Source organism: Coleofasciculus sp. G1-WW12-02 (genome assembly GCF_040219735.1).
Taxonomy (GTDB): Bacteria; Cyanobacteriota; Cyanobacteriia; order Cyanobacteriales; family Coleofasciculaceae; genus Coleofasciculus.
This window is the reverse complement of sequence record NZ_JAVJRX010000119.1, coordinates 1-26,417: the sequence shown is the minus strand read 5'-3', so window position 1 is coordinate 26,417 and position 26,417 is coordinate 1. Positions and strand designations below refer to the sequence as shown.

The following is a 26,417-nucleotide window of genomic DNA, read 5'->3' as shown; positions in this document are numbered from 1 at the left end:
TAAATCTATTTATGTAAAAATATAGTAATTATAAATTAATTGTGGCACTTTTTATAAAAAAATCATTGCTAGACCTGGGTCTCAGCTTTTTCACTTGTTACAACTCATTTAAACTTGCTATATGTGATAGATTATTAAATCTAATATATACAAGCTTGACGAGTAAGACAGATTGTGTATGTGGTAAATTGCCAAGAAAGGGAGAAAGCGATCGCCAATCAACCTCGCTCAAGTCATTGGAGTTGACAAAAATATAGTTATATGATTATATAAATAATGTTTGCCTAGTAAAAAAAATTCAGACTCCAATGGGAAAATTAAAAGATAAAATTGCCGTCGTTACTGGGGGGAACAGTGGTATAGGTTTTGCTACGGCAAAAGCTTTTGTCCGTGAAGGAGCAAAAGTAGTGATCATGGGACGCAATTCAGTTACCTTAAAACAAGCTGTTCAAGCTTTAGGAGAAGACGGAATTTATGTACAAGGCGATGTAACTAACTTGAGAGATATTGATCGGCTTTATGAAAAAGTGAATAAACTGTATGGCCGTCTCGATATTTTATTTGTCAATGCTGGAATTAATCGGTTAGGTAAAATTGAGCAGATTACTGAAGAGTTATTTGATGAAATTATAAATATTAATCTTAAAGGCGCATTTTTCACGGTGCAAAAAGCACTTCCCTTACTGCAAAATGGGAGTTCAATTATATTCACTACGTCAGCATCTGCCCGATTGGGAATCCCAGAAATTGGCATTTACTCAGCAAGCAAAGCCGGATTACGTTCCCTGGTTAGAACAATTTCAGTTGAGCTATTAGAACGCAACATCCGAGTTAATGCGGTTGCTGCCGGTGCAGTGGACACATCTATTTTGAGCCGCTATAATATACCCGAAGATAAACTTGTGGCTCTAGGCAACCAATGTTTTAATAGAATTCCCATGAAACGAATCGGAAGTGCTGAAGAAATTGCCAAAGCTGTTGTGTTTCTAGCGTCTGATGATGCTTCCTATATAATAGGTTGCGAACTGGCGGTGGATGGAGGAATGACCCAACTCTAACCGGGTCATTATTGAAAAAGATGAAAATTATGTCTGAATCTTTTGATGTGGTTGTTGTCGGTGCTGGTCCGGTAGGTTGCGTTACCGCAATGAGTCTGGCATATAAAGGTGCCAAGGTGCTTTTGCTAGAAGCCGATCCCAACGGTTCAAGGCGACTGGCAGGTGAATGGTTGCATCCCCCTGGCTTAAAAGTTTTACAGCATTTAGGAGTAGAAAAATCGATTTCTACTTTGAGAGCGAGCTATGCCAATGGTTTAGGTTTTGTTGTGTTTCCTGATGATGGAACAGAGCCAATTCAACTCAACTATCCCGACAATAGCCTAGGGTTTAGTTGTGAACATAACACCTTAGTCAAACTGTTACGAGAAGCCGTTTTAGCCTATCCTCGGATTCAGTTCATTCCGTTTGCTAGAGTCACTCAGATTGAACACAATAAAGTCATTTTTGAGAATAGGGTACTGGAAAAGACTCAAAGCGTTATCAGTGAAAACATTGTGGGTGCTGATGGTCGATCTTCAACCATGCGGAAATTATTAGGCATACAACCTAAACGCCATTTAATTTCCTATATGGCAGGTATTTTCCTAGAAAATGTTACGCTTCCCTGGGAAGGCTTCGGACATGTTTTTTTGGGTGGATTAGGTCCAGTTCTAGCTTATCGGATTGGCTGTGATCAAGTACGGATCTGTTTGGATGTTCCCGTTGATTGCTTCAAAACCTCTCAGAATAAAGCGGCTTTTTTGTGGGATGCTTATAGCCCAATATTGCCGAGCACTCTACTCCCGGCATTTCGATATGCTTTAGAAAATCGACCGGTTGCTTGGTGTGCCAATCACTTTAGTCCACGGGTACATTATGGGAGCAAGACTCTAACTTTAGTGGGAGATGCAACAGGATGTTATCATCCAATCACAGCAACAGGTATGACTCTGGGTTTTCAGGATGCAGAACGTCTAGCAACCAGCAAAACCTTTGCAGAATTTCAACGCGATCGCCTACTTCATACTTACGTTCCCGAATTACTCACTTTCAGTCTCTACCAGGTTTTTACCCGATTAGATTATAGTGCGGTAGCGATTCGCCATGCAGTTTATCAAATATGGCGACAGTATCCCAGCGAACGTTACCGCACCATGCGCCTACTTTCAGGTGAAGAAACAAATGTTTTATATTTTATCAGTTCCTTTCAACAGGGTTTGCGAATAGCTGTTACTCAGTTAATTATGGAACAGATAAGCATGGGTCGTGGCAGAGAAGTTGTTTCTACGCTAGCTGCTTTTAGAGAATGGATTGAATTACCTTTCAAGATGGTTCTCTCTCGTATTTCAAAAAATTAATATTAAGAGAGATTTTTCTTTCATTTTCTCATAATAATTACCCTACATTAAACTAATGGCAACAAGATTTCAAATGTTGTACCTTTCTCTAACTGCGAATGCATTAATAACTTCCCCTCATGTTTCTCGGTGACAATCTGATGAGTAATCGCTAACCCTAATCCTGTCCCTTTACCGACTGGCTTGGTCGTAAAAAATGTCTCAAATATTCGCTCTTGAATATTGGGTGCTATTCCTGTACCATTATCACCAATTTGTACCAAAACCCAATCTCTTTCCTTCTCTGGTAACAGGTGAGTGCTAATCTCAATCTGAGGCTGCCATGAGCCAGACCCATTTCCGACTTTTTCTATCTTTTCATTCAGGGCGTCAATGGCATTGCTGATTAGATTCATGAAAACCTGACTAAGCTGACCGGATGAACAATTAACAAGCGGCAAATTTGCATAGTTTTTACTTATCCTGATCCCTGTCTTAATCCGATTATTTAAAATAATTAATGTACTTTCGATACACTCATGAATATTCGCAGGCTGATGTTTAGACTCATCCATGTGTGAGAAGTTTTGCAGACTACCAATGATTTTGGTTAATCGTTCTGAGCCTAATTTCATGCTAGTCAGTATTTTTGGCAAATCCTCTAAGATAAAGTCGAGTTCATGCTCCTCTTTTAGCTGACTTAAATCTTCTGATGGTTGTGAAACTTCTGCGGCGTAGGCTGTTAATAGCTCGATTAACTTAGCACAATAATCATCTAAGAATTCAAAATTACCGGTAATACAGCCGACGGGATTCTTGATTTCATGAGCAATCCCAGCCACCATTTGTCCCAAACTTGCCATTTTTTCGGTTTGAATCATTTGAGCTTGAGTTTGCTCGTGCAGTAGCTGGGTGGTGAGTTCCTGAATTTGCGACTGAGCCACGAGTACTTGATGCACGTCTAATAAGCGATAGGTTCCTGGCTCAAGTTCGACAACAATCGGTTCGTATACGAATTTCGGTGTACGCTGAAGTGAACGGCGAGCAGCATCAACTATTTTTGTATCTCCTCGGAGGATTAAAACGTCTGCACTGACAAAGCGGTATAACGAATGAAGGGGACGTTTCAAAAACAGTTCCAATCCATAAGGACGGCTCATTTGTTCCAAAAATTGCCTTCGCGAAATCATGCCGATAATTTTTCTATGTTGAATAAGAATAACTCCGGGTAATAGAGGATTTAATTGAAACGATTGAGCCACGTCTCTACCCGGTTGAACCGATTCCACCTGAAAGTTATAGAGATTGAGTTCTCGGATGGTGGAATCTAACGTCAGATTAGGGGTCTTGAGTTGAGGCAAGACGGATAGTTCGGGGTAGGTGTGTTGCAGAGAAACCATAAAACTATAAAATTAAGACTCTAACTTGTATCTAAACTCACAATTAGCCATTTGTCATTTGGTTTGTAAAATGATTTAATAGTTGGTTTATAGGAAATATTATAGAAAATGAAGATGCTTTGAAGGGTTAATAGCGTTTTAATAAACGATTAAACTTTAATAAAAACTAAGCGAAGAGAGAAAATTGATTTAATTTTGGCAGACAATCCCTGGTATAAAATAGAGACGGTTGAAGTTATCCATCAGAATTAAGACTAACGGGTATAGACAACCACGCGATCGCGTCCGGCGGCTTTGGCTTGATATAATGCAGCATCGGCGACTGCGGTCAAGGTTGTCGGTGATAGTCGTGGATTGGGAATAGTACTCGCCACACCAAGACTCAAGGTAACGCACTGACTCACCAAAGAGGTTGCATGGGGAATATTTAAAGTCCTCACCGCTTCTCCAATCCCTTGAGCCACCTGAGTTGCACCCTCGATAGGAGTCAGGGGTAAAATGACTGCAAATTCTTCACCCCCATAACGCGCCACTAAATCTGCGGGTCGCTTAACTTGACGCTGGATAGCCGCCGCCACTTGTCGTAAACACTCGTCACCCGCCTGATGACCGTAAGTATCGTTGTAGCATTTAAAACAATCAACATCACACATAATCAACGACAGCCAAGAGTTTCCTACACAATGTTGTTTCCAACAGGTTTGTAAATAGTCATCAAATCGCCGACGATTAGCAACTCCTGTCAACCCATCCGACTTGGCGAGTTCTTCTAATTGCAGGTTGGCGACTTCTAAATCCTGATAAAGTTGCTTGAGTAACCGGGTGGCTAGTTCGTGAATATACAACTGAGCCACTAATAATTGATAAGCATCCAATATACGATAGGTTTGGGTGGTTAACTCCACCGCGATTGGTTCGTAGAGTAAACTGGGAGGACGTTCTAAACAATGGCGTGCTGCTGTAACAATTTGGGTATCTCCGGTTAAAACTAATACCTCGGTTTGGGCAAAACGATATAGCGATTTGAGCGGTCGCCGCAAAAAGAGTTCCAGTCCATAGGGACTGCTCATCTGTTCCAGAAACCGTCGCCGCGAAAGTATCCCCATAAATCTCCCCCGTTCAACTAAAATAACTCCTGGTAGTACAGGATTTTGTTGAAATATATGAGCCACTTCTTCTCCAGGTTGAGAGGCTTCAAATTGAAAGTTATAAAGAGGTAATTCTTGCAGCGTCGCATTTACACTCAATTGTTTAATCTCTGGATAAGAGGTCTCAAGTTGCGTAGATGACTGTTGTATAGAATACATTGATGAGTCCATCATGGTTCTCTCTTCTCTCTAGCAACTGTAAAAAATTAAACCTTAACACCGACTTGCAAATAGTTCGGACTTAAATTATACAGTTTTTAGGGGATAGATTGAAATTAAGTTAAGCCCAAAAATTAAGGTTAAGGTTAGGTTATAATAAAGTAATCAATCGTTGTTTTGTGACCCAACTCGTAAAGATTTGGTTATAGGATGGATTTTTACCGGATCAACTTAGCAGGTCAGTGGGGTCGAGGGATGAGACCCCACCCAACAAACCTGATAAGGGTAGAAGGGTAAAAGGGTAAGATTTTTTTGTGTCGGCGTGCCAGAATCAGTTCAACCCAACCGACAACAGTAAAAGCTTGATTAGGTTCCCCACAAACCAAATAGCCGATGGGGATGTTAGCCTAGATCAACAATTGATCTTTCAAAAGGATTAGTTGTCCATTCATGTCGTCAGGAACCCCACGGCTATAAGCCGGAGGCATCGAAATTGCCTATACCTGACCAGCCTAAGACCTACGAGGTCTACGTTACGCCCAAGAGTTAAAGTTCCTACCTTGGGATGCGTTCGCGTAGCGTGCGCGTAGCGCGTAAGCCAGTCCCATGCTCTAGAACTCCAGCATTAAACAGGCTTATAGGGTTAAACCAGTGTGTTGGAGATAGTACCGAGGCGTAACATTGGCGAGGCTAACGTCACCCCTCCAAACGGGAGTTCGGGGCAACCATACCCCACCCATATCGTACAGGTTGAAAACACGAGTCTGTAATTGCCCAGACGAAAGGTGAACGCAATACATCGAACGAGGTAAGTAAATCCAAGGCGGTAGGGGTTTGTACAGACGTAGCATGCTACGTCTGTACAAATAATGCAGTTTTGTACACGGGAAATGGAGCCGATGCACTTCCCAAAAAGGAAGTCCTGTCGGACTGCTATTTATGTAAGGGAACGAATTCCTCCCCATACATAAATGACAGGGGTTTCCATTCGCCCCCTTACCAACCCCGATTTTCGATGAATAAAGTTGTCGTCGGTCTATCCGGTGGAGTTGATAGTTCAGTTGCCGCCGCTACCCTACATCATCAAGGCTATGAAGTCGTTGGTCTGACCCTGTGGCTGATGAAAGGCAAGGGTCAATGCTGTTCTGAGGGGATGGTCGATGCGGCGTTTATTTGTGAGCAACTGGGCATTCCCCATCATATTGTAGACACTCGTGAGGTTTTTCAGGCAAATATCGTCGATTATCTGGTTTCGGGTTATGAATCGGGAATCACGCCCTTGCCTTGTTCTCAGTGCAACAAAACGGTTAAATTTGGTCCGATGCTCGCTTATGCGCGGGAGACGTTAGGCATTGATAAAATTGCCACGGGTCACTATGGGCGGATTCGCTATGATGCTAAGAGCGATCGCTATCAGTTGCTGCGGGCGGTAGACTCTAATAAAGACCAGTCTTATTTCCTTTACGACTTGACCCAAGACTTACTCGCCGCCTCGATATTTCCTTTGGGCGAACTCCAGAAGACGCAAACGCGACAACTGGCGGCTGAGTATCAGTTAAAGACGGCGGATAAACCCGAAAGTCAGGACTTGTGTTTGGTTGAATCTCACGGTTCGATGCGGACGTTTCTGGATAAATATATTTCCCAAACCACGGGTGACATTGTGGATACTAATGGTAAGGTCTTAGGTCAGCATCAGGGAATTCACCATTACACCCTTGGACAACGCAAAGGACTCGGCATTGCTGCACCTGAACCTTTGTATGTTGTGGCGATTGATGCTGGGGCGAATCGTGTTATTGTAGGCGATCGCACTAGTGCAACGCAACCGGATTGTACCGTGGGGCGAGTCAATTGGGTGTCGATTCATCCGCCCACGACTCCGATTCAAGCGTCTGTGCAAGTGCGTTATCGCAGTCGCCCTGTGGATGTTACAGTTATTCCCCTAGAGGGGAATCGGATGAAACTTGTTTTTGAGCAGCCGCAGTTTAGCATTACTCCCGGACAAGCCGCTGTCTTGTATGACGGGGAGATGCTGTTAGGCGGTGGAATTATTGAACGAAAGCAGGATGTAGTGTAGAGACGCGCCATGCATGGCACGTCTGGGATATGGGGGGTTGTTCTGTAGGGTGGGCATTGCCCACCTACGGTAACTGTTTTGGCAATGGTTCAATCTGTCCATGAGTAGGCTGGGTTTCGTTCCTCAATCCAGCAAATTCTCTGGGGAGCGTAGCCTTAAACCAAGGGTACGGCATTGCCGTACCCCTACGGGAGAATTGATTGGGTAGGGACACGATACCATCGTGTCCTGATTTAGATTTCCTGTATCCGAATCGTTTATCAATCAACGGTTTTAGGCTATAGGCTCCATTGTCATCGGTAAAGACTATATCAGAGACAGGGTGCGATCGCCTGAACCTTTTCCGCTAAGGTTATAGTCTAAGCTAGACCTTAGAGACGCTGTGTACCCCTACGGACAGGTGATGCATCCACGTAACTTGAGCGAACAGGTAACAGTAAAATGACCGCTTATACGATAGATTTTAACCCGATTATTCAGCTTACCGACGACCAATTTTTTCAATTGTGTCGGGCTAATCCTGAGCTAAAGTTTGAACGCAATGCCCAAGGAGAATTGATTATTATGCCCCCAACTGGCGGAGAAACCGGAAATCAAAACTTTGAACTGGTCATTGATTTTGGGATATGGAATCGCCAAACTCGATTAGGGATTGGGTTTGACTCCTCTACTTGTTTTAAACTCCCCAATGGCGCTAATCGTTCTCCAGATTTAGCTTGGGTAATACAGGAACGCTGGGATGCTCTGACTCCCGAACAACGAACCAAGTTTCCGCCGATTTGCCCTGATTTTGTGGTGGAATTGATGTCTCCTTCGGATACGTTAAAAGCCACGCAAGATAAAATGAAGGAATATATTGAGAATGGCGCTCGTTTGGGTTGGTTAATTGCGCCGGGAATGAGACGAGTGGAAATTTATCGTCCCCAGCAGGATGTTGAAGTTTTAGAGACTCCGGCTACTCTCTGTGCAGAAGAGGTTTTACCGGGATTTACCCTAAATTTAAACTCTCTTTGGTGATTGTCAATCAGAACCCGAATGAGGAATGTGCGATCGCGCCCTTTACTATCTGTGTCTGAAACGCTTAATGAAGAGGTTATAGGCAGGCACATTTTTCCATGGTGATAAGTATACCAGAAAATCGTGCGATCGCGTCCTTCGTCGTCCAAGCTTCAGCCTTCAACTGAATGTCACGCTCAGATGAGGCTGGTGGGCAATGCCCACCCTACGGTATATCAAAGGTTTTGACGTTCCCCAAATGCTTATTCTAGTGCCATTTGACGGTAGCTTGCTTCTTTTCGGGAGTGAGTATGACATAAGACGAATAATTGCCCAGAACCCATAAAGCAGATTATTTTGGAGATGCAGTTGACGCATAAAGGTTAAAGACATTGAGTAAGCATTCGGATGGAATCGCCCCTCATGGGGGTCAACTTATCAATCGCATTGCCTCAGAACAACAGCGCTCGGAATTTTTGGAGAAAGCGGATTCCTTACCCAGGGTGCAACTTGATGCCTGGGCAGCATCTGATCTAGACTTAATCGCGATCGGTGGATTTAGTCCCTTGACTGGGTTTATGGAGCAAGGGGATTATGAGTCAGTCGTCGATAATATGCGTCTGGCGAACGGTTTACCCTGGTCTATCCCAGTTACTCTATCCGTTAATGAGGACATTGCTGAACCATTAAAGGAAGGCAGTTTAGTGCGTCTGGATGATCAGGATGGGCGCTTTGTCGGAGTTTTAGAACTTACGCAAAAGTATCGCTATGACAAAAAGCGGGAAGCGGTGAATGTTTACCGCACGGATGAGGAAAAGCATCCGGGTGTCAAGGTGGTTTATAACCAAGGGGATGTAAATCTAGCTGGTCCCGTTTGGTTATTACAACGGTATCCCCATCCCCTGTTTCCTAAGTATCAAATTGATCCGGCTCAATCTCGGATGTTATTTAAGGAACGGGGATGGAAAACGGTGGTGGGTTTCCAAACTCGTAATCCCATCCACCGGGCGCATGAATATATCATTAAGTGCGCCTTGGAAATAGTTGATGGTTTATTCCTGCATCCCTTAGTGGGTGCAACCAAAAGCGATGACATCCCCGCCGATGTGCGGATGCGTTGCTATGAAATTATGATGGATAACTATTTCCCTAAAAACCAGGTGATTTTAGCGATTAACCCAGCCGCTATGCGCTATGCCGGTCCCAGGGAAGCCATTTTCCACGCGATCGTGCGTAAGAATTACGGTTGTACTCATTTTATTGTGGGACGCGATCATGCGGGTGTGGGTGACTATTATGGAACCTACGATGCTCAACATATCTTTGAGGAGTTTGAGCCGGATGAGTTGGGGATTATTCCGCTAAAATTTGAACACGCTTTTTACTGCGAAGTGACGGAGACAATGGCAACAGCCAAGACAAGTCCTAGCACTCCAGATCAACGGATTCATTTATCAGGAACTAAGGTACGGGAATTGTTGCGTAAAGGGGAGTTACCGCCGCCGCAGTTTTCTCGCCCTTTAGTTGCGGCGGAATTAGCCAAGGCGATGAAGGTGGAATAGTCGTTTGTAGTAAGGGCTTTAGCCTAAAATTTTATTAGGTTTCCTTGGCTAAGCCTAAGTGAATTTTCTAGGCGCACGTCAGTGCGCCCCTACCAGCTATTTCACTTACGTTCACGGATACGCTAAAAATGTAATAGAAACTATTATCATTCGCTTCAGCTATGATACCAGAAGTACTCGTCACAGAATTTGCCAAAACCGTTTTTGGTGCTGCTATCGAAACCGGGGTGGGTAAGGCAACAGAAAGCATTATTAGGAAAGCAAGAGATACTATCATGCCTAAGTTGTCAAGATATCCGGATGCCGATCGCGAGATCGCAGCCGCCCAACAGGGTTCTCAACCGGACTTAGCAAAGGTAACACAGTATTTGCAGGCGGTGATGAAACAAGATCCCGCTTTTGCCCAAGAGGTTGAACGTTTAGCTGGACAGGTTATAAACGTCAGTAGTATAGCAGATCAGCGGACTCTGAATCAAAAGAGCGATCGCAGCAACCGCACGGTTGAAGTGAAAGCTGACACCACAGGGGATATTATGAGCGATATTCAAGCCGACTCGATTGGGCGAATTGGCGGGAGAGATACCACAAACAACTACGGAGATACCACAAACAACTACTGACTACTGGTAGAAAATCAGCGCAGCACTCCACCCAATTTAGATGAAATCCGCCCTAGTACCGATAATTGGCAAGGGCGAAAGTTAGAACGCCAAACCATTGGGGATTGGATGGCGGATGGGAAGACTCGGTTAATTGGAATTACGGGTATCGGTGGGTTGGGTAAATCGACTCTCGCGGCTAAGATTTACGACGAGGATAGTACAGAATTTGACGATAAAGTTTGGGCAGATATTAGCCGTATCGGGTTTACCGAGTTAGCGCGGCGAGTCTTATTGAAATTTGGAGTATCTCAGGAAACTATCGAGGCGATACCCGAAAAATCTCTGGGGGATGCATTAGTCAATCATCTGCGTCAGGGGCAGTATTTGCTGGTAATGGATAATCTGGAAACCCTGTTGCAATCTGAGGATGGGGATAACAAGAATACATCTATTCGCGATGAATCCTATCGGCAGTTTTTCTATGACTGGTTGGAATGTGGCGAGAAAAGTGTCGTACTGGTAACAACGCGGGAACGGTTTGATTTACCGCCGATAAAATGTCAATGGTTATCCTTACCGGGATTAGAACCCGTGGAAGGGGCGACATTATTACAGGTGTTGGGAATTCGGGGAACAGATGAGGAATTAGTCGAGTTTTCCCAGAAGGTAGAGGGACATCCATTATTATTAACGCTGGTGGCTGGGTTTTTATTACAAGAGGAAGAATTCGATCCGCAGCTTCGGTATTTGCAGCGTTATGGGTTGGCGGATATATCCCATTTATTAAGTGATGAGAATTTAAAAGGCTTGCATCGGGGTAAAGTTGATATCTGGATGCGGCGGGTGTTGGATGAGAGTTTTAGGCGGATTAGCCAGAGAATGCAGCGATTGGTATTGGGGGTATGTGTTTATCGAATTCCCTTTAATTCAGCGATGGCGCTGGCACAGATTCATAGTCTCTCTTTTGAACAGGAGTTAGGGGAATCTCAACCTCAAGATAAGCAAGAAAAATCCTCTCTAGATTCTTTTAGCCCCCCTTTTGAAGGGGGGTTGGGGGGATCTAAAATGGGAAAACTCGATACCAAAAGTATTGAACAAGATTTGCGTCAGTTGGTGAGGCGTTCCCTATTACAGGAAGAGATAGATAAAGATGGAAGACGATGGTTTAATTTTCAGCCATTGATTCAGGAGTATGCGAAGTACAAAGCGGAAGATTTAACTCAGACGCATCAACGGGCGATAAACTACTATCTTTTAAATTTTAAACAACCTCCTTGGGAAAGAATAGAGGATGTAGCCGAATATCTGGAAATCTTCTATCACTGGTGCGAACTTCAACAGTATATTCCAGCCTTCGATATCCTTCACAGCTGCAAGGATTTTTTAGAGTTGCAAGGGTATTACAGTATTTTAATTGAATTGTATAGGCAGTTAGTGCGAGACTGGAAACCTAATAACAATGAAATCTATATATCGGCAGCTCTTATATATTTAGGCAATGCTTACCACTCCTTAGGGCAATACCAACAGGCAAAAAATTACTATTTTGAATCCTTGGAAATTGCCCAGAAAATTGGAAATCTTAAAAGTGAGCTTCATTCTTTATTAGGTTTGAGCAACGTTTATCATGATTTACAACAACCTTATCAGGTGGCAAAATTCAGTCAGGATGCTCTAAAAATAGCGCAGCAAATTGGTGATATAAGGGGAATGGTTGGCGCTCGCAACAGCTTGGGTAATTATTGTTACTCTTTGGGTGAATTTGAGCAAGCGATTGAGTATTATCAGCCAATTTTATTAAGAGGAACTCACAAAGATAAAGTTGAGGCATTGAATAACTTAGGCATAAATTACCGTTATTTAGGCAAATACCAAAAATCGATTAAACACTACGATTTTGCTATAAAAACTGCACAAAATATTGGTTATATTAAAGGAGAAGCCAATGCTTGCTATAATCTTGGGTCTACCCATACTGAGTTAGGTCAAAAATTAGAAGCCATTGCTGCTTACCAAAAGGCTCGTGAACTTTATCAAGCAATAAACCTAGAGGCAGATGTTCAAAATTGCAACAATTTAATTGAGTGCCTGACTCAGACATCTTACCCTTGGGTTAGTTTACCCAAACTCCTTGCTAACAGTATATTACGGTGGATGCATAAACTATGGCGAATCATCCGCGCCTTCGTCAAGCGTCTGCATCAGCACCAATGAGAAACAAGTGAACAGATAGACCACCTATTATATCATTTTCACTTACTTCTCGAAACCTCTACAAATTCCCATCAAATCCTGCCAACTCCTCTGCGAACCTCTGCGTTTCCCTCTGCGTCCTCTGCGTTTAAAAAATATAATTCCGATGCTGACAAATGAAAGATTAAGGTACTTTAGTGCCTACTACAAACTGGCGTACATCGTTACATTTTATGTATAAGCAAAACTCTTGCACTCAGTTAGGGCGGGTTTAGTTACATCTGGGTTAGGTCAGAAATGATAGTAGTAAAACCCGCCCCTACCGTCTTTGCTGATAACGCGGCGAACAAAGGGTGTTTGTAACATCTCGTTACGATTGACTTGGCGCGATCGCACTCTAACTGCTGAAAATAGGGATAGGGTTCATCGGTCTAGACTGAGTAAGCCATGAACCCTATACCATCTACAATGAACGTCTGAGTCAAGGAGTACCCGCCTAATGTTGCCATACATCCTCGCGTTAGTTATCGGTCTTGGTAGCTTTGCCTATTACATGGCAGCATTCTTTTTTCCCGAAGTCCACCGCAAAAGCGACTTCTTCTGGAGTGGTGTAGGATTTTTCTACGCCCTCGTCTTGTGGGTGTGTGGGGGAAGGATTACTGGGGCGGTACTCCTGAGTCAAATCGCTAGTGTATCTCTGTTGGGGTGGTTAGGCTGGCAAACCCTGATGATGCGGCGACAGTTAGCCCTACCCGAAGCCCAAACGGAAATTTCGCCCCAAGTTCAGAAAAAAATAGCCCGTTCTGGCATATTCCAATTGGGCAAAAGCGCAGTTATTCAACCCGTCGCCCGTGTGTTCAGTAAAAAGCCAGTGACGCCAACCCCAGTCGCGACTGAACCGGAACCCATAACTGAACCAGTCGTTTCAGAGACGGAAATCGCAATGGCAAAAACGGAAATTGGAGAACCTTTTCCGGAGACAGTTACGGAGATAACTGAACAGGTGCAACCTCCATCTGAAGAAAACGATGTCCCCTTGGCTTCTCCCACAGGGGTAACCGAGGAAACCCCAGAAGAACCCGTAATGGCGGATATCACCGAATCCGTTGAAGTCATGGAAACAGTGGAAACAACGCCAACTGAACTTGTAGAAGCACCGGCTGAGGAAACAACACCGCCAGAACCGATAGGGGAATTTGCGCCAGAGGAAACACCTGTAGCTGAGACACCTGTAGCTGAGATATCTACAGAAGCACAGAAATTAACTGAAACACCTGTAGCCGAGACACCCGCAGAAGAACAAACCTTAACTGAAACACCTGTAGCCGAGACACCCGCAAAACCCGTCCAGAAACAAGCCAAACAACGCCAAGGAATTAGCGGCTTTTTCAATAATCTCTTCGGTAAAGGTAAATCGAAACCCGCTAAAACAAAGAAACCTCAGACATTCCCAGAGGATACCTCCACATTACCCGAACCAGAAATCCCTGAATTCACTCAGCCAGACACCCTATTCCAGGAGTCTCCAACTCCGAGTCAGGAGATAGAAGAGACAGCCGCAGGGGAGGAAACCCAAACAGTTGACACTACCTTCGGGGAACAAACACAGCCACCGGAACCGGAACTCCCGCAAAACCAAGACACCCAACCCCCAGAAACCCCAGAGGAATTTACCATCCAGGAGACTAAACTCACCGACTCCGAACCCCTCAGACGCCCGAATCCCCCTGAACCCGAACAGGTAGACGCAGCGAACCAATCGGCGGAACCTGAATCCTCAGCAGTCGAAGACATCCCAGTCGCAGACATTGCCCCAGAAGCACCATTATCGCCTCCCGCTGAACCCATTGGTGAAGGTGATCCCCAAACCAGACAATCCCCAGATTCACAAAATCCTCCCTCATTCAGTTGAAATGATGGCAAATTCTCACCCATAATGTAGGGATACATAACGCTCCCTATTGTAAAAAGGGATAATCGGGAAATATCCCCACAATCTAAGTACAACCACTAGCCAACAGGTCGAACTGTGACAGAAGCTAAATCCTACAAAGACACCGTAAATCTGCCCCAAACCCAATTTGATATGCGGGCAAACGCGGTCAAACGGGAACCGGAACTGCAACAATTTTGGCAAGACCAACAAATTTATCAGCGACTGTCACAGACGAATCCCGGTGATATTTTTGTCCTGCATGATGGTCCCCCCTACGCGAATGGGGCACTACATATGGGACACGCCCTAAATAAAATTCTTAAAGATATCATCAATAAATATAAACTGCTGCAAGGGTATAAAGTTCGCTACATTCCCGGCTGGGATTGCCATGGCTTGCCCATTGAACTGAAAGTCCTGCAAGCAATGGACCCAGAAGACAGACAAGCCCTAACCCCGATAAAACTGCGGCGCAAGGCAAGAAAATTTGCGCTAAAAACCGTTGAGGAACAACGCCAAGGGTTTAAACGGTATGGCGTTTGGGGAGACTGGGACGATCCTTATCTTACCTTAACCCCTGAATACGAAGCCGCTCAAATTGGCGTTTTCGGTCAGATGGTGCTAAAAGGCTATATCTATCGGGGAATGAAGCCCGTTCATTGGAGCCCAAGTTCCCAAACCGCCCTAGCCGAAGCGGAGTTAGAATATCCAGAAGGACATACCTCCCGCAGTCTTTATGCTGCATTTCCCCTGACTAAAGCCACAGACGCGGTGGAAGCTAGGCTAAAACCCTATTTAGTAGATTTAGGTGTCGCCATCTGGACAACAACCCCCTGGACAATTCCCGGTAACTTGGCGGTGGCGGTAAATCCAGAACTGACTTATGCGGTTGTGGAAGTGTCTCAAAAATCGGCAAGTCAGGATACTGAGAAATCCTCGAAAGCAAGTCAGACAAGGGCAAAAGGCTTTGCCCCAGTTCCAGAGGAAGAGGCTTCTGATGCTGAAGCATCAGCCAACCCAGAGACGGAAGCCGAAGGATTTAAATACTTAATCGTGGCGGCGGAATTAGTGGAACGCCTCTGTCAAACTCTGGACAAAAATCTAACCGTTAAAACCACCCTGAAAGGGAAAGAATTAGAACATTGCACCTATCGTCATCCCCTATTTGACCGGGAAAGTCCGATTGTTATCGGTGGCGATTATGTAACCACGGAATCGGGAACCGGATTAGTCCATACCGCACCGGGTCATGGTCAAGAAGATTATATCGTGGGTCAGCGCTACAACTTACCGATCATCTCCCCCGTGGATGAAAATGGGGACTTTACCGCCGAGGCGGGACCCTTTGCTGGGTTAAATGTGTTGCGAAATGCCAATCCTGCGGTGATTGACGCCCTGAAAGAGGCGGGTTCTTTCCTCAAAGAGGAAAACTATGTGCATAAATATCCCTACGATTGGCGCACTAAAGAACCGACTATCTTTCGGGCGACGGAACAGTGGTTTGCTTCGGTGGATGGTTTCCGTGAGGCGGTAATGCAGGCGATTAAGTCAGTGAAGTGGATTCCTCCCCAAGGAGAAAACCGGATTACCGCCATGGTGTCGGAACGTTCTGATTGGTGTATCTCTCGCCAACGGAGTTGGGGTGTACCGATTCCCGTATTTTATGACGAGGAAACTAATGAACCCCTGTTGACGGAAGAAACCATCGCCCATGTACAAGAGATTATCGCTGAAAAAGGGTCTGATGCGTGGTGGGAACTGTCGGTGAGTGAATTATTGCCCAAATCCTACCAGAATAATGGTCGCACGTACCGTAAAGGTACCGATACCATGGATGTCTGGTTTGACTCTGGTTCCTCTTGGGCGGGAGTTGTCCAGCCGCGTGAGGAATTATCCTATCCGGTGGATATGTACCTGGAAGGCTCGGATCAACATCGGGGTTGGTTCCAATCCAGTTTACTTACCAGTGTGGCGACAAATGGCTGTGCGCCCTATAAGTCAGTATTAACCCACGGCTTTGTTCTGGATGAACAAGGACGCAAAATGAGTAAATCCGTGGGTAATGTGGTAGATCCAGCGACGATTATTGAAGGGGGGAAGAACCATAAACAGGAACCCCCCTACGGAGCAGATATACTGCGGCTATGGGTGTCCTCTGTGGACTATTCAGTAGATGTCCCTATTGGTCAAGGGATACTCAAGCAACTTGCCGATATTTATCGCAAAATTCGCAATACAGCACGGTTCTTATTGGGAAATCTCCATGATTTTGATCCGGGCAAAAATGCGGTGGCGTATGAACAGTTACCGGAAATCGATCGCTATATGTTGCACCGGATGACGGAGGTGTTTGGCGATGTGACGGAGGCGTTTGAAAGTTATCAGTTTTTCCGCTTCTTCCAAACGGTGCAGAATTTCTGTGTGGTGGAGTTGTCGAACTTTTATTTGGATATTGCCAAGGATCGTCTTTATATTAGTCACCCGGATTCGGTACGACGGCGCAGTTGTCAGACGGTATTAGCGATCGCACTGGAGAATTTAGCCCGATCAATTGCCCCTGTATTATGTCATACAGCCGAAGATATCTGGCAATACCTGCCCTACCCGACACCCTATAAATCGGTGTTTGAGTCGGGATGGGTGCAGTTAGATGAGAGGTGGCAAAAGCCGGAATTAGTAGAGAAGTGGACAAGGTTACGCAATATCCGCACCGAGGTGAATAAGGTGTTAGAGCAAGCTAGGGCAGAGAAGATGATAGGTTCTTCCCTAGAAGCGAAAGTGTTGCTCTATATCCCCGATGCTCAATTACGAAACCAGTTGCGGAAATTAAACCCCAGTGGGATTCCGCGCCTGTGGCTGCAAACCCCGAAACCTGAACTGATGATGGCGCAGGAAGCAGAAGCCTCACTGACACCCGAAACGCTCCCCTCAAAGACAGGGGAACAGGGGTGGAATGTTAATCAGATTCTGTCTAATCTATCGGTGACGCTGGGTAAAGCCTTGAGCGAAAATCAGCGATTATGGTTAACGGTGGGGGTAGCGTTAGCTGTACCCATTACCCTAAAGGTAACGGCGACGGTATTGGAATCGCTCGGACATCTCCCCTTATTGGCTGATATGTTGCAACTGGTGGGTATTGGCTACAGTGCTTGGTTTATCAATCGCTATTTACTCCGCGCACCCAGTCGGCGAGAATTAGCCCAGAAGGTGCGATCGCTAAAAACAGAGGTATTGGGTGAAGCTTCTGTTCAACCTGAACCCGAAACGGTAGAACTCGCCGCAGAACCCCCAGCACCAGCTCCACCCCAACCCCAACCTAGAATTTTAGGCGAACGGTTTACGGTTCTCAGTAACGGGGTGGATGAGTTACGTTATCTGTTTTTAGCCTCCCAAGTTGAGGTGTTAGATTCCCCTGATGGGATGGAAAATGTCAACTATCGAAGTCAGTCAGATCTCGTCTGGGTGGGGGTGGTTAAAGCAGAAGGCGAAAAGTGCGATCGCTGCTGGAACTATTCCACTTATGTGGGTAAAATAGCCGAACATCCCACGATTTGCGAACGGTGTCGGGCGGCTTTAGCCGGTCAATGGTAATGTATTTGTCATTCGTCATCAAAAAAATGGCGGCTGATGAGCGATTTGTAGAGACGTTGCATGCAACGTCTCTACCCAAGGGGGAATTTTGTAGTTTTTGGGAGATTCTCCTATCGATTTTGATGACTAGACTGGTGCACTAGGATTGTGCGATCGCGTGAAATCATCTCTTCTCGAATCCCCGGAATCAAACCGATGATCACGAATAAACCCTCTGCCCTCTGAAGAACTGGGCGTGATCGGTAGATGATTATAGATAGGGGTAGATGCGACTGGGGTGCTAGGATTCGAACCTAGGAATGGCGGGACCAAAACCCGCTGCCTTACCACTTGGCTACACCCCAAAGTGTGTACCTTGATTATATTAGCAGTTTTGGCAGGGAATATGTCAAGAGATTTGTGAAAATTGGCTAATTTGTCCTGGGTCAGGGAACAGAACGCTCAATTTCATCCTTTATCATGCCTTTACATAACGAATCGATAAATGTCAACTTTTATTAAAGATCGTTAACTTGTCTACGTCCATTCAAAATTTAATATAATCTTTATAGGACGATGAAATGCCCTATAATAAAGCATTGGCTGCTTTATTCAGGGTAAAGCGATGCTTTTACATATCTTCAGGTTAGGGGTAGCTATGTTCAGGGGTGGAACTATGTATGTGAACGTTTGTTAAAAAAAGGTAATTTTTTTAACGATAAAACAAGTTATCACAATGCCATCAGCCAAGGGAACCTCTACGGGAGATCTCTTGCTCAAGATGACTGTTGCTTAGAGCAATCAGTCACCGAACCTTACGTGACTTTCATCTACCGATTAACACTGGAGATTCACTGATGAGATTAATTCGCGAAATAGTACAAGAAGCACAAAAGACCGGTTATCTGACCGTGCAAGCTGAAGAACAACTGCGTCAGCTTTTAGTCAATAAATATGATATGGAAGACTTTACCGCCTTTATCCAATTGCAGCAAGCTGTGATGGAAGAACGGGTGAAGCAAGAGTCTCGTGAGCTACTCTACACATTATCCTCTTGCCACACCCCTATCCCTTGCCATCAAGCGGGGTAGATTCTCAAGCGGCGATTGGGTTCATCGCCAAAACTATCAGACTTGAGGCGATAGTGTTCAACCAGTTCATGCTGCATCTTCCGTACTTTTGGCGATCGCGGAAGTAACTCGACGGGTTGTCCATTGGGAATCACAATTTGCTCAACAGCTAAACGTGCTTCTTCTAGCGCCTCAATCTCATCATCACTTCCACTTTGGGTAAACAACCGCAAATCCGCCGTATCGGGGGTTCCGGGGTCATCCATATCCAACATACGCCGCAGGGCGCGAGTCACTTGGGGAATGGTGCTAGCTTTAACCGCGTGAATGGGAATTTGACGGGAGCGAGCAATTGAGCGCAGTTTTGAGTGACTTTTAACGTGCGATCGCAAGCCCAAAATCGCATCAGCACTATCCATGTCTTTAGTTAAAACAACGGGTAAATTTAGGACTCGGATCACCTGCTCAATTTGATGACGACTCACCCCATAAGGATAGATATGAAGGGGCAAATCCTCACCATTGGGTCCAATCGTGTCTACAACCTCATCAACGGGGCTAGCTTGTTGCCAAGAATCATGGAGCAGCTGATCAAAGTAACTCGTTTGAGCCGAAGACGGCGATGAGGAGCGCGACAGAGGCTGCATCTGTCCCGACGAACGCCAGCCACTGGGTTTAGCCACTAACCCCGACTGGTTATGGCGTTCCAAGGGGGCGGGCGCATCAGGAAATTCATGGGTAATAATCACCTTATTCTGTTCATCCACTGTCCGCACTTGGGGATTCGGTTTACGTCCCCGCAGCAGGGAATCCACCGTATCCGCCACACTCTCATGTACTACCCAGCGCTGACGCTCCAGCATTTCGACAGCAATCTCAAACGTGGGCGGTGCTTTGCGTTCTAATACCGTTTTTTGAGAACCCCGGCGTCTGGCTTCATCATCACCCAGAGTTACCGCTTGAATCCCACCGACTAAATCAGAGAGCGTGGGATTTTTAATCAGATTCTCGATTTGGTTTCCATGAGCCGTACCCACTAACTGCACCCCCCGTTCCGCGATCGTGCGGGCGGCGAGGGCTTCGAGTTCGGTGCCAATTTCATCAATGACAATCACTTCGGGCATGTGATTTTCCACCGCTTCAATCATCACCTGATGTTGAAGTTCCGGACGCGACACCTGCATCCGCCTCGCTCTACCAATAGCAGGATGAGGAATATCTCCATCACCAGCAATTTCATTGGAGGTATCAATAATCACCACCCGTTTTTGCAGATCATCAGCCAGCACCCGGGCAATTTCGCGTAACGCCGTCGTTTTGCCCACACCCGGACGTCCCAACATCAAAATTGATTGACCTCGTTCCACGAGATCTTGAATCATACCAATAGTGCCAAACACGGCTCGTCCGACGCGACAGGTTAACCCGATAATGTCGCCGGGACGATTGCGAATCGCGCTAATCCGGTGTAAAGTTTTCTCCAGTCCGGCTCGATTATCTCCACTGAAATGCCCAACCCGCTCAACACAATAGTTTAATTGTTCAGCGGTGACGGGTGTATCTGATAGATATTCGGCGCCAGATGGGAAACGTACCTCAGGAAACCGACCCAAATCCATCACCACTTCAATTAAATTGTCTAAATTGTCGCGATGGGGGTGTTGCTCTAGGATTTGGCGAATATCCTTGGGCAAAATATCCAGTAACTTTTGGAGATCCTCAGTAATCTGCATCCCAGCTAAATTGGTGGTGTTGGATAATTCTTGATTGGATAACGATTGGGGATGGGATGGGTTCATCCCGTTGGCATTCACCATAGGCTTGTATGTGAAAAAGAGCGATCGCTGTTGGTTATCAAAGGGATAGTTCCGGTTGATTTTGGCTCAAAGCAAAAACAGGCTTAGGGACAGACTTCAATGGGGACACCAGAGAATGGGCGATGGCTACGGCTTTGAGCAGCCGCTGCGGATCATTTTCCAGGTTTGCCCTTGATGATAATGGAAATGATTGGGAATTGATATCATGATTTGCTTCATGGTATTGATCGAGTTGGTCTAAAATCGGAGCAAGTAATACCCGGGCATAGCTACCGTAAGCCACACCCGCGACAAAGGGCTTTACTGGATTAGCCGCAGATTCCTCCGTTGTTCCCAGGGTGAGGAGTCCGGCTGCTTTGAGTTTACTGACGGTATGGTGATTGGTTCCACCCGCCAGTTGCACGAACCCTGGTAAATTGGCTGATAACGCTTTTTGGGCTAGCTTCACGGCTTTTCGAGTTGTTCCGATACCAATATCACCGCTCATTGGCTTACCATCGGTTTGCCAGATTAGGGGACAAGGTAAGGGCGCGATCAGATGGTAAAGTTCCCACAGATAATCAATGAAGCCCTCACCATCAGGACAACTGATAGCCAGCAACTTCAGGGTATGAATCCAGGGTGCGATCGCGCCCCAGAGTCGTTTAAAATCTGTAAAATGTCCTACTTGAGTATGAATTTCCAGGGCATCAACTTCGTTTTTGAGAATTACTTCAGCCAGGGTTGTGGGTGTGGATACGTAGGATCGAGTATATACGAGTTGACTGGGGCAAACGGGTAAGCAACGTCCACAGCCATAACAGCGTTGATCGATAACACCGGAGAATCCCTGGGGTGAGTGAGGGGAGTTGAAGGGTTGATCTGGCTCCCACTGGCGGAGAGTTTCCGCCTGAGTTGGCGGTTGCTCGAAGACAATCGCTTGAGCCGGACAGATGGTTTGGCAAGGGCGGGGACAGTCTGGGGGACAGGCATTCGGATTAAATTCAGCTTTGCGAAAATGGGGATCTTCTCCATCATTTAAACTGACCATTAACCAGGGTTGGTTACGGTATCCCATACCTTGTGCTTGACCGGACTCTACCAGGCTTGTCGCCACCTTTAAGGCTGTCTTTGCCGCCGCAATGACGGCGGGGTCAGCTGCCACATCAATACAATCAGCCCCAGCTAGAGTATACGCCAAGGTGAGGTTACGAACGGCAGGGAGGTGCTGAAAACTGGCGCCGCAGATGAGCTTGAACCAGTGACCTTCCCTTAGAGATTGTAAGGGATTGTACAGTTTAGTCACCCTTATATGCTAAATCCTTGTGCCAAAAATGGGGAGAGGAGTTTCTGCACAAACTTATGGGACAACAAGCTGTAGGCTTTTGAGTTAAGCTTGGGAACTATCCTGCGATCGCGACGCCTATCGGTTCATTTCGCCATATCTAGGCGGTTGATTTGGCGTTTCCCCTAAATCTGGGGGGTAAATCCCGATGGGGTATTTCTCATCCCCGACATGAATGAACCTGGATTTAATGTTTAAGTTTTGTAACATTAATGAATCCGGTTGACCCCGCCGACAGTAGGAGTTTGGTAACCAAACCCTTTGAAGGATTCCCCATTCCCACAAAAAGACCCCGCTCTGTTCATTTGGCGGAGTCAACCTTAACTCTCTACTACACTAAAAAGACTACTGTAATCCCAGGGTGAGATCTATGAAGTTTCGGTAAAGTTCCGGGAGAAAACTTTAAAGATTCTGTAAAGCCACAGCTTACGGTAGAGTCGGGAATAATCTGGACTGAAATAATGGGGAATCATAGAAAACCCATCCAAACGTTGGCAAGGGTGTTTACCAAATGACTTTATTACCGTTTTCCTTTATCCCCCATGGGCATTGCTACTTGTGGCAGACTAATCTCGTGTCCCTTCATGTTGCGTCTGACTCGTTAATAGCCCTGGCGTACTATTCCATTCCCGGTACTCTGCTGTATTTTGTGAATAAGAGACGGGATATTCCCTTTCCCAAAGTCTTCTTCCTCTTTGGCGCATTCATTATTGCCTGTGGCATGACCCATGTTATGGGAGTATGGACACTTTGGTATCCCCATTATTGGCTATCGGGTGGAATTAAAGCCATAACCGCCTTAATTTCCTGTTATACAGCATTAGCCCTGATTCCCCTAGTTCCCCAAGCGTTAGCCTTACCGAGTCCCGCTCAACTCGAAGCCGCCAACCAAGCCTTAGAAACGCAAATTCGTGATCGCCAACAAGCTGAAGCCGAGGTGCGATCACTGAATGCACAACTTGAGGAGCGTGTCAATGAGCGAACAAAAGAACTCCAACAGGTGAATCACCAATTAGCCGATCAAATCCAGGAACGCATTCACGCTGAAGACGCGCTACGCCAAGCCGAAGAAAAATATCGTAGCATTTTTGAGAATGCCGTAGGTGGCATCTTCCAAACCACACTCGATGGACGCTATCTCAGTGCCAATCCCGCATTGGCGCGAATTTATGGCTATGCTTCACCTGATGAGTTAATTAACCACATTACCGATGTTGAACATCAACTGTATGTGAATCCCAGCCAGCGCCGCGAGTTTATCCGCTTAGTCCACGAACAGGGTGCAGTCTCTGGGTTTGAATGTCAAGTGTATCGTCGAGATGGCAGTATCATCTGGATTTGTGAGAACTCTCGTGCTGTGCGTGATCATCAGGGAGCGATCTTATATTATGAAGGTTCCGTCGAAGATATTACCGCTCGCACCCAGGCGCAGAAGCAGTTACAAGCCAGTGAACAAAAGCTGCGTCAGGTTATAGACTTAGTACCCCATTTTATTTTCGCCAAGAATCGGGAGGGTGAGTTTATTCTCGTCAATCAGGCGCTAGCCGACGCCTATGGCACCTCTGTCGAACATCTGCTGGGACGAAATGAGACAGATGTGGCGTCTATCCCCGAACAAGTGCATCGCTTCCGCGCCGATGACATAGCCGTGATTGATCAACGAGAACGAAAATATATTCCTGAAGAAATTTTAACCGATGCTCAGGGCAAGATTCGCATTTTACAAACCACGAAAATGCCCTTCTATCTCAATGACTCAGACACCCCCGCTGTTCTGGGTATCTCTATTGAGATTACCCAACGCAAACAAGTTGAACAAGAACTGCGTGAAAGTGAAGCCGCGATTCGGGCATTATATAATTTCACATCCTCCGTCGAACTGGATTTTGACCAATGCCTGCAAAACCTGTTGGCAATGGGACGCGAGCAGTTTAACCTAGATATTGGCATCCTATCTCAAGTCACCGACAATCAGTATCACGCGATCGCGACTGAGTTACCCAATCACCTCAATCCCAAAGGAGTTCACCTGGATTTAAGCCAAACCTATTGTCACGCCACGCTGCAAGCCAATCAACCCCTGTCTATTCCCGCCGCCAGCAATAGTGAGTGGCGTGATCATCCCTGTTATCAAACCTTTAAACTGGAAGCCTATCTGGGTGTCCCGGTTGTTGTCGCAGGTCAACCCTATGGTACCCTGAGTTTTTCTAGTGTCACCCCCCGCCACAAACCCTTTAAAGCACTAGATATCGAACTATTACGATTAATGGCACAATGGATTGGTGGGGAAATCGAACGCCAACAAGCCGCCAAAGAACTCGCCGCCGCTCGCGACGCCGCTCTGGCTGCAACTCAGGCAAAAAGTGAATTTCTGGCAACCATGAGCCATGAGATTCGTACACCGATGAACGGTGTGATTGGCATGACGGGATTGCTACTGGATACCCAACTGGATGCAGAACAGCAGGAATTTGTGCAAATTATCCGCAATAGTGGCGATACGTTGCTCACGATTATTAATGATATTCTCGACTTTTCCAAGATTGAATCCGGCAAACTGGACTTAGAAGAAATCCCCTTCGATTTGCGAAACTGTATCGAAGAATCCCTGGACTTGCTATCCACCAAAGCCTCTGCCAAAAACCTGGAACTCGCTTACCAATTCCCGCCTCAAACCCCCAGAACCTTTATCGGCGATGTTACCCGTGTGCGCCAAATTCTGGTGAATTTACTCGGTAATGCCGTTAAATTTACCCAGGCGGGGGAAGTGGTGGTTTCGGTAACAGCGCATCGGTTAGCCGCAGCGGAAATGGAGTCGGATTCGGTTGCTGTTTCATCTGCCACTCCCCCCCGTTATCGGTTACAATTTGCGGTGAAGGATACGGGTATTGGTATTCCCCAAGATCGATTAGACCGTTTATTTAAACCCTTCAGCCAAGTGGATTCCTCCACCAGCCGCAAATATGGCGGCACTGGGCTGGGACTGGCTATCTGCAAACAACTGAGTCAAATTATGGGCGGTACGATGTGGGTAGACAGTAAGGTGGGTGTGGGTTCAACCTTTTATTTTACGGTGATGGTAAATGGCGTGGTTGAGGCTGAATCGGAAACGGAACTGGCTAAGTCGTCTTTAGTCGGGAAGCGATTGCTAATTGTGGGTGAAACTAGCACCAATCGTCAAATTTTGCTCCAGCAGAGTCAGGTATGGCAAATGCATCCCCAAACAACGGAGTCGAGAACCCAAGTGATAGAATGGTTGCGTCAACATGAACCCTTTGATCTGGCGATTCTGGATGGGCAGATGTCCTCAACGGATGGATTGAATCTGGCTGTAGCGATTCATCAGCAACCCGGGTATCAGGATTTACCTTTAATTTTGTTAACCTCCATTGGCACGACTGATCTAAGTGAGCCCAGTGTCAAGGAGCATTTTACCGCAATTCTGACCAAACCGATTAAACAGTCTCAACTGTATGATGTCATGAATCAGGTTTTGGTGGGCAAGCCGATTCCGATGAAACCCGCGTCCCTTTCCTCCCAGATTGATCCGCAAATGGCGCAGCGTCTACCCTTGCGAATTCTGGTGGCTGAGGACAACGCGGTGAACCAACAAGTGGTATTGCAGCTACTCCACCGCATGGGGTATCGAGCCGATGTGGCGGGGAATGGCTTAGAAGTGATTGAAGCCCTACACCGTCAGCCCTATGATGTGGTATTAATGGACGTACAAATGCCAGAAATGGATGGATTAGCAGCAACCCGTTGCCTAGTCAGGGAATGGTCAGCTACAGAACGTCCACGAATTATTGCCATGACTGCCAATGCTATGCAAGGCGATCGCGAAACTTGTTTAGCCGCTGGTATGGATGATTATATCAGTAAACCGATTCGGGTACAAGAATTAGTTCGGGCGTTGAGCCAAATGTCCACGGCTGGAGTGTCAATTTATAAGTAGGGCTGGCTGCACAACTCCAAATTTGTCATTTGTCATTTGTCATACTCGCTTCCTTTGAGCAGCAAGCTACGTCATTCGTCAAGCCAAAATGTTTATAGGGTAGCGATGGTGAAAACCTCTGCGTTTTAACCAGAGGATGAAACTTTCGCGTTGCGTTCAGCAAAGCGACTAAAGTCGCCAGTCTAATCTATCCTGACAACACTCAACTAATAGTGTAGTATAGTGTTAGAA

The 26,417-nt window shown here is 46.0% G+C and carries 15 protein-coding genes and 1 tRNA gene; 11 read left to right on the top strand and 5 right to left on the bottom strand.

All coding sequences use genetic code 11. The features are described 5' to 3' along the window. Positions 1–308 precede the first annotated feature (308 nt). Together RID09_RS19520 and RID09_RS19515 are read left to right on the top strand one after the other, a co-directional pair. The gene (locus RID09_RS19520; protein ID WP_446337585.1) at positions 309–1,058 is read left to right on the top strand and encodes an SDR family oxidoreductase; all 750 of its coding nucleotides are present in this window, start codon (positions 309–311) and stop codon (positions 1,056–1,058) included. A 29-nt stretch (positions 1,059–1,087) separates the two neighbouring features. Continuing rightward, positions 1,088–2,395, top strand: coding sequence for an FAD-dependent oxidoreductase (locus tag RID09_RS19515; RefSeq protein ID WP_446337584.1), 1,308 nt, complete (start codon positions 1,088–1,090; stop codon positions 2,393–2,395). A 47-nt stretch (positions 2,396–2,442) separates the two neighbouring features. On the opposite strand, the gene RID09_RS19510 is transcribed toward RID09_RS19515, so the two are convergent. Together RID09_RS19510 and RID09_RS19505 are read right to left on the bottom strand one after the other, a co-directional pair. Next, complete coding sequence (locus RID09_RS19510; RefSeq protein ID WP_446337583.1) at positions 2,443–3,774, bottom strand: sensor histidine kinase; 1,332 nt, start codon at positions 3,772–3,774, stop codon at positions 2,443–2,445. A gap of 254 nt (positions 3,775–4,028) precedes the next feature. Beyond that, on the bottom strand, positions 4,029–5,096 hold the full coding sequence (locus RID09_RS19505) for a diguanylate cyclase (protein ID WP_446337582.1): 1,068 nt from the start codon (positions 5,094–5,096) through the stop codon (positions 4,029–4,031). Between the two features lie 1,000 nt (positions 5,097–6,096). On the opposite strand from RID09_RS19505, the gene mnmA reads away from it, so the two are divergent. The 7 genes from mnmA to ileS all read left to right on the top strand — a co-directional run bounded on the left by mnmA (position 6,097) and on the right by ileS (position 18,041). Then, positions 6,097–7,161, top strand: coding sequence for a tRNA 2-thiouridine(34) synthase MnmA (gene mnmA, locus RID09_RS19500; protein ID WP_446337581.1), 1,065 nt, complete (start codon positions 6,097–6,099; stop codon positions 7,159–7,161). A gap of 441 nt (positions 7,162–7,602) precedes the next feature. Continuing rightward, positions 7,603–8,178 carry a Uma2 family endonuclease gene (locus tag RID09_RS19495; RefSeq protein ID WP_446337580.1) on the top strand — a complete coding sequence of 192 codons (576 nt, stop codon included), beginning with the start codon at positions 7,603–7,605 and terminating at the stop codon, positions 8,176–8,178. A gap of 371 nt (positions 8,179–8,549) precedes the next feature. Beyond that, complete coding sequence (gene sat / locus RID09_RS19490) at positions 8,550–9,719, top strand: sulfate adenylyltransferase (protein WP_446337579.1); 1,170 nt, start codon at positions 8,550–8,552, stop codon at positions 9,717–9,719. A gap of 161 nt (positions 9,720–9,880) precedes the next feature. Then, a complete protein-coding gene (locus tag RID09_RS19485) occupies positions 9,881–10,339 on the top strand; it encodes a hypothetical protein (protein ID WP_446337578.1) in 459 nt (152 codons plus the stop codon). 108 nt (positions 10,340–10,447) lie between these two features. Then, positions 10,448–12,535, top strand: coding sequence for a tetratricopeptide repeat protein (locus RID09_RS19480; RefSeq protein WP_446337577.1), 2,088 nt, complete (start codon positions 10,448–10,450; stop codon positions 12,533–12,535). A gap of 478 nt (positions 12,536–13,013) precedes the next feature. Continuing rightward, a complete protein-coding gene (locus tag RID09_RS19475; RefSeq protein ID WP_446337576.1) occupies positions 13,014–14,426 on the top strand; it encodes a Ycf66 family protein in 1,413 nt (470 codons plus the stop codon). A 117-nt stretch (positions 14,427–14,543) separates the two neighbouring features. Further along, a complete protein-coding gene (ileS, locus tag RID09_RS19470) occupies positions 14,544–18,041 on the top strand; it encodes an isoleucine--tRNA ligase (protein ID WP_446337575.1) in 3,498 nt (1,165 codons plus the stop codon). A 272-nt stretch (positions 18,042–18,313) separates the two neighbouring features. Here ileS and RID09_RS19465 read toward each other — a convergent pair. Next, a tRNA-Gln gene (locus tag RID09_RS19465) sits at positions 18,314–18,385 on the bottom strand. 492 nt (positions 18,386–18,877) lie between these two features. Between RID09_RS19465 and RID09_RS19460 the strand changes: the two genes are divergently transcribed. Further along, on the top strand, positions 18,878–19,111 hold the full coding sequence (locus tag RID09_RS19460) for a hypothetical protein (RefSeq protein ID WP_446337574.1): 234 nt from the start codon (positions 18,878–18,880) through the stop codon (positions 19,109–19,111). Here the strand turns inward: RID09_RS19460 and RID09_RS19455 are convergent. Beyond that, a complete protein-coding gene (locus tag RID09_RS19455) occupies positions 19,099–20,823 on the bottom strand; it encodes a R3H domain-containing nucleic acid-binding protein (protein ID WP_446337636.1) in 1,725 nt (574 codons plus the stop codon). The two genes, RID09_RS19460 and RID09_RS19455, sit on opposite strands and share 13 nt — an antisense overlap. Before the next feature lie 121 nt (positions 20,824–20,944). Continuing rightward, the gene (gene ldpA / locus RID09_RS19450) at positions 20,945–22,192 is read right to left on the bottom strand and encodes a circadian clock protein LdpA (protein ID WP_446337573.1); all 1,248 of its coding nucleotides are present in this window, start codon (positions 22,190–22,192) and stop codon (positions 20,945–20,947) included. Between the two features lie 550 nt (positions 22,193–22,742). Here ldpA and RID09_RS19445 point away from each other — a divergent pair. After that, on the top strand, positions 22,743–26,186 hold the full coding sequence (locus RID09_RS19445; protein ID WP_446337572.1) for a response regulator: 3,444 nt from the start codon (positions 22,743–22,745) through the stop codon (positions 26,184–26,186). Positions 26,187–26,417: the final 231 nt, after the last annotated feature.

Bases quoted from the DNA above. Each gene is read 5' to 3' on its own strand.
- RID09_RS19520 (WP_446337585.1), top strand. From the start codon at position 309: ATGGGAAAATTAAAAGATAAAATTGCCGTCGTTACTGGGGGGAACAGT.
- RID09_RS19515 (WP_446337584.1), top strand. From the start codon at position 1,088: ATGTCTGAATCTTTTGATGTGGTTGTTGTCGGTGCTGGTCCGGTAGGT.
- RID09_RS19510 (WP_446337583.1), bottom strand. From the start codon at position 3,774: ATGGTTTCTCTGCAACACACCTACCCCGAACTATCCGTCTTGCCTCAA.
- RID09_RS19505 (WP_446337582.1), bottom strand. From the start codon at position 5,096: ATGATGGACTCATCAATGTATTCTATACAACAGTCATCTACGCAACTT.
- mnmA (WP_446337581.1), top strand. From the start codon at position 6,097: ATGAATAAAGTTGTCGTCGGTCTATCCGGTGGAGTTGATAGTTCAGTT.
- RID09_RS19495 (WP_446337580.1), top strand. From the start codon at position 7,603: ATGACCGCTTATACGATAGATTTTAACCCGATTATTCAGCTTACCGAC.
- RID09_RS19485 (WP_446337578.1), top strand. From the start codon at position 9,881: ATGATACCAGAAGTACTCGTCACAGAATTTGCCAAAACCGTTTTTGGT.
- RID09_RS19480 (WP_446337577.1), top strand. From the start codon at position 10,448: ATGGCGGATGGGAAGACTCGGTTAATTGGAATTACGGGTATCGGTGGG.
- RID09_RS19475 (WP_446337576.1), top strand. From the start codon at position 13,014: ATGTTGCCATACATCCTCGCGTTAGTTATCGGTCTTGGTAGCTTTGCC.
- RID09_RS19460 (WP_446337574.1), top strand. From the start codon at position 18,878: ATGAGATTAATTCGCGAAATAGTACAAGAAGCACAAAAGACCGGTTAT.
- RID09_RS19455 (WP_446337636.1), bottom strand. From the start codon at position 20,823: ATGCAGATTACTGAGGATCTCCAAAAGTTACTGGATATTTTGCCCAAG.
- RID09_RS19445 (WP_446337572.1), top strand. From the start codon at position 22,743: ATGACTTTATTACCGTTTTCCTTTATCCCCCATGGGCATTGCTACTTG.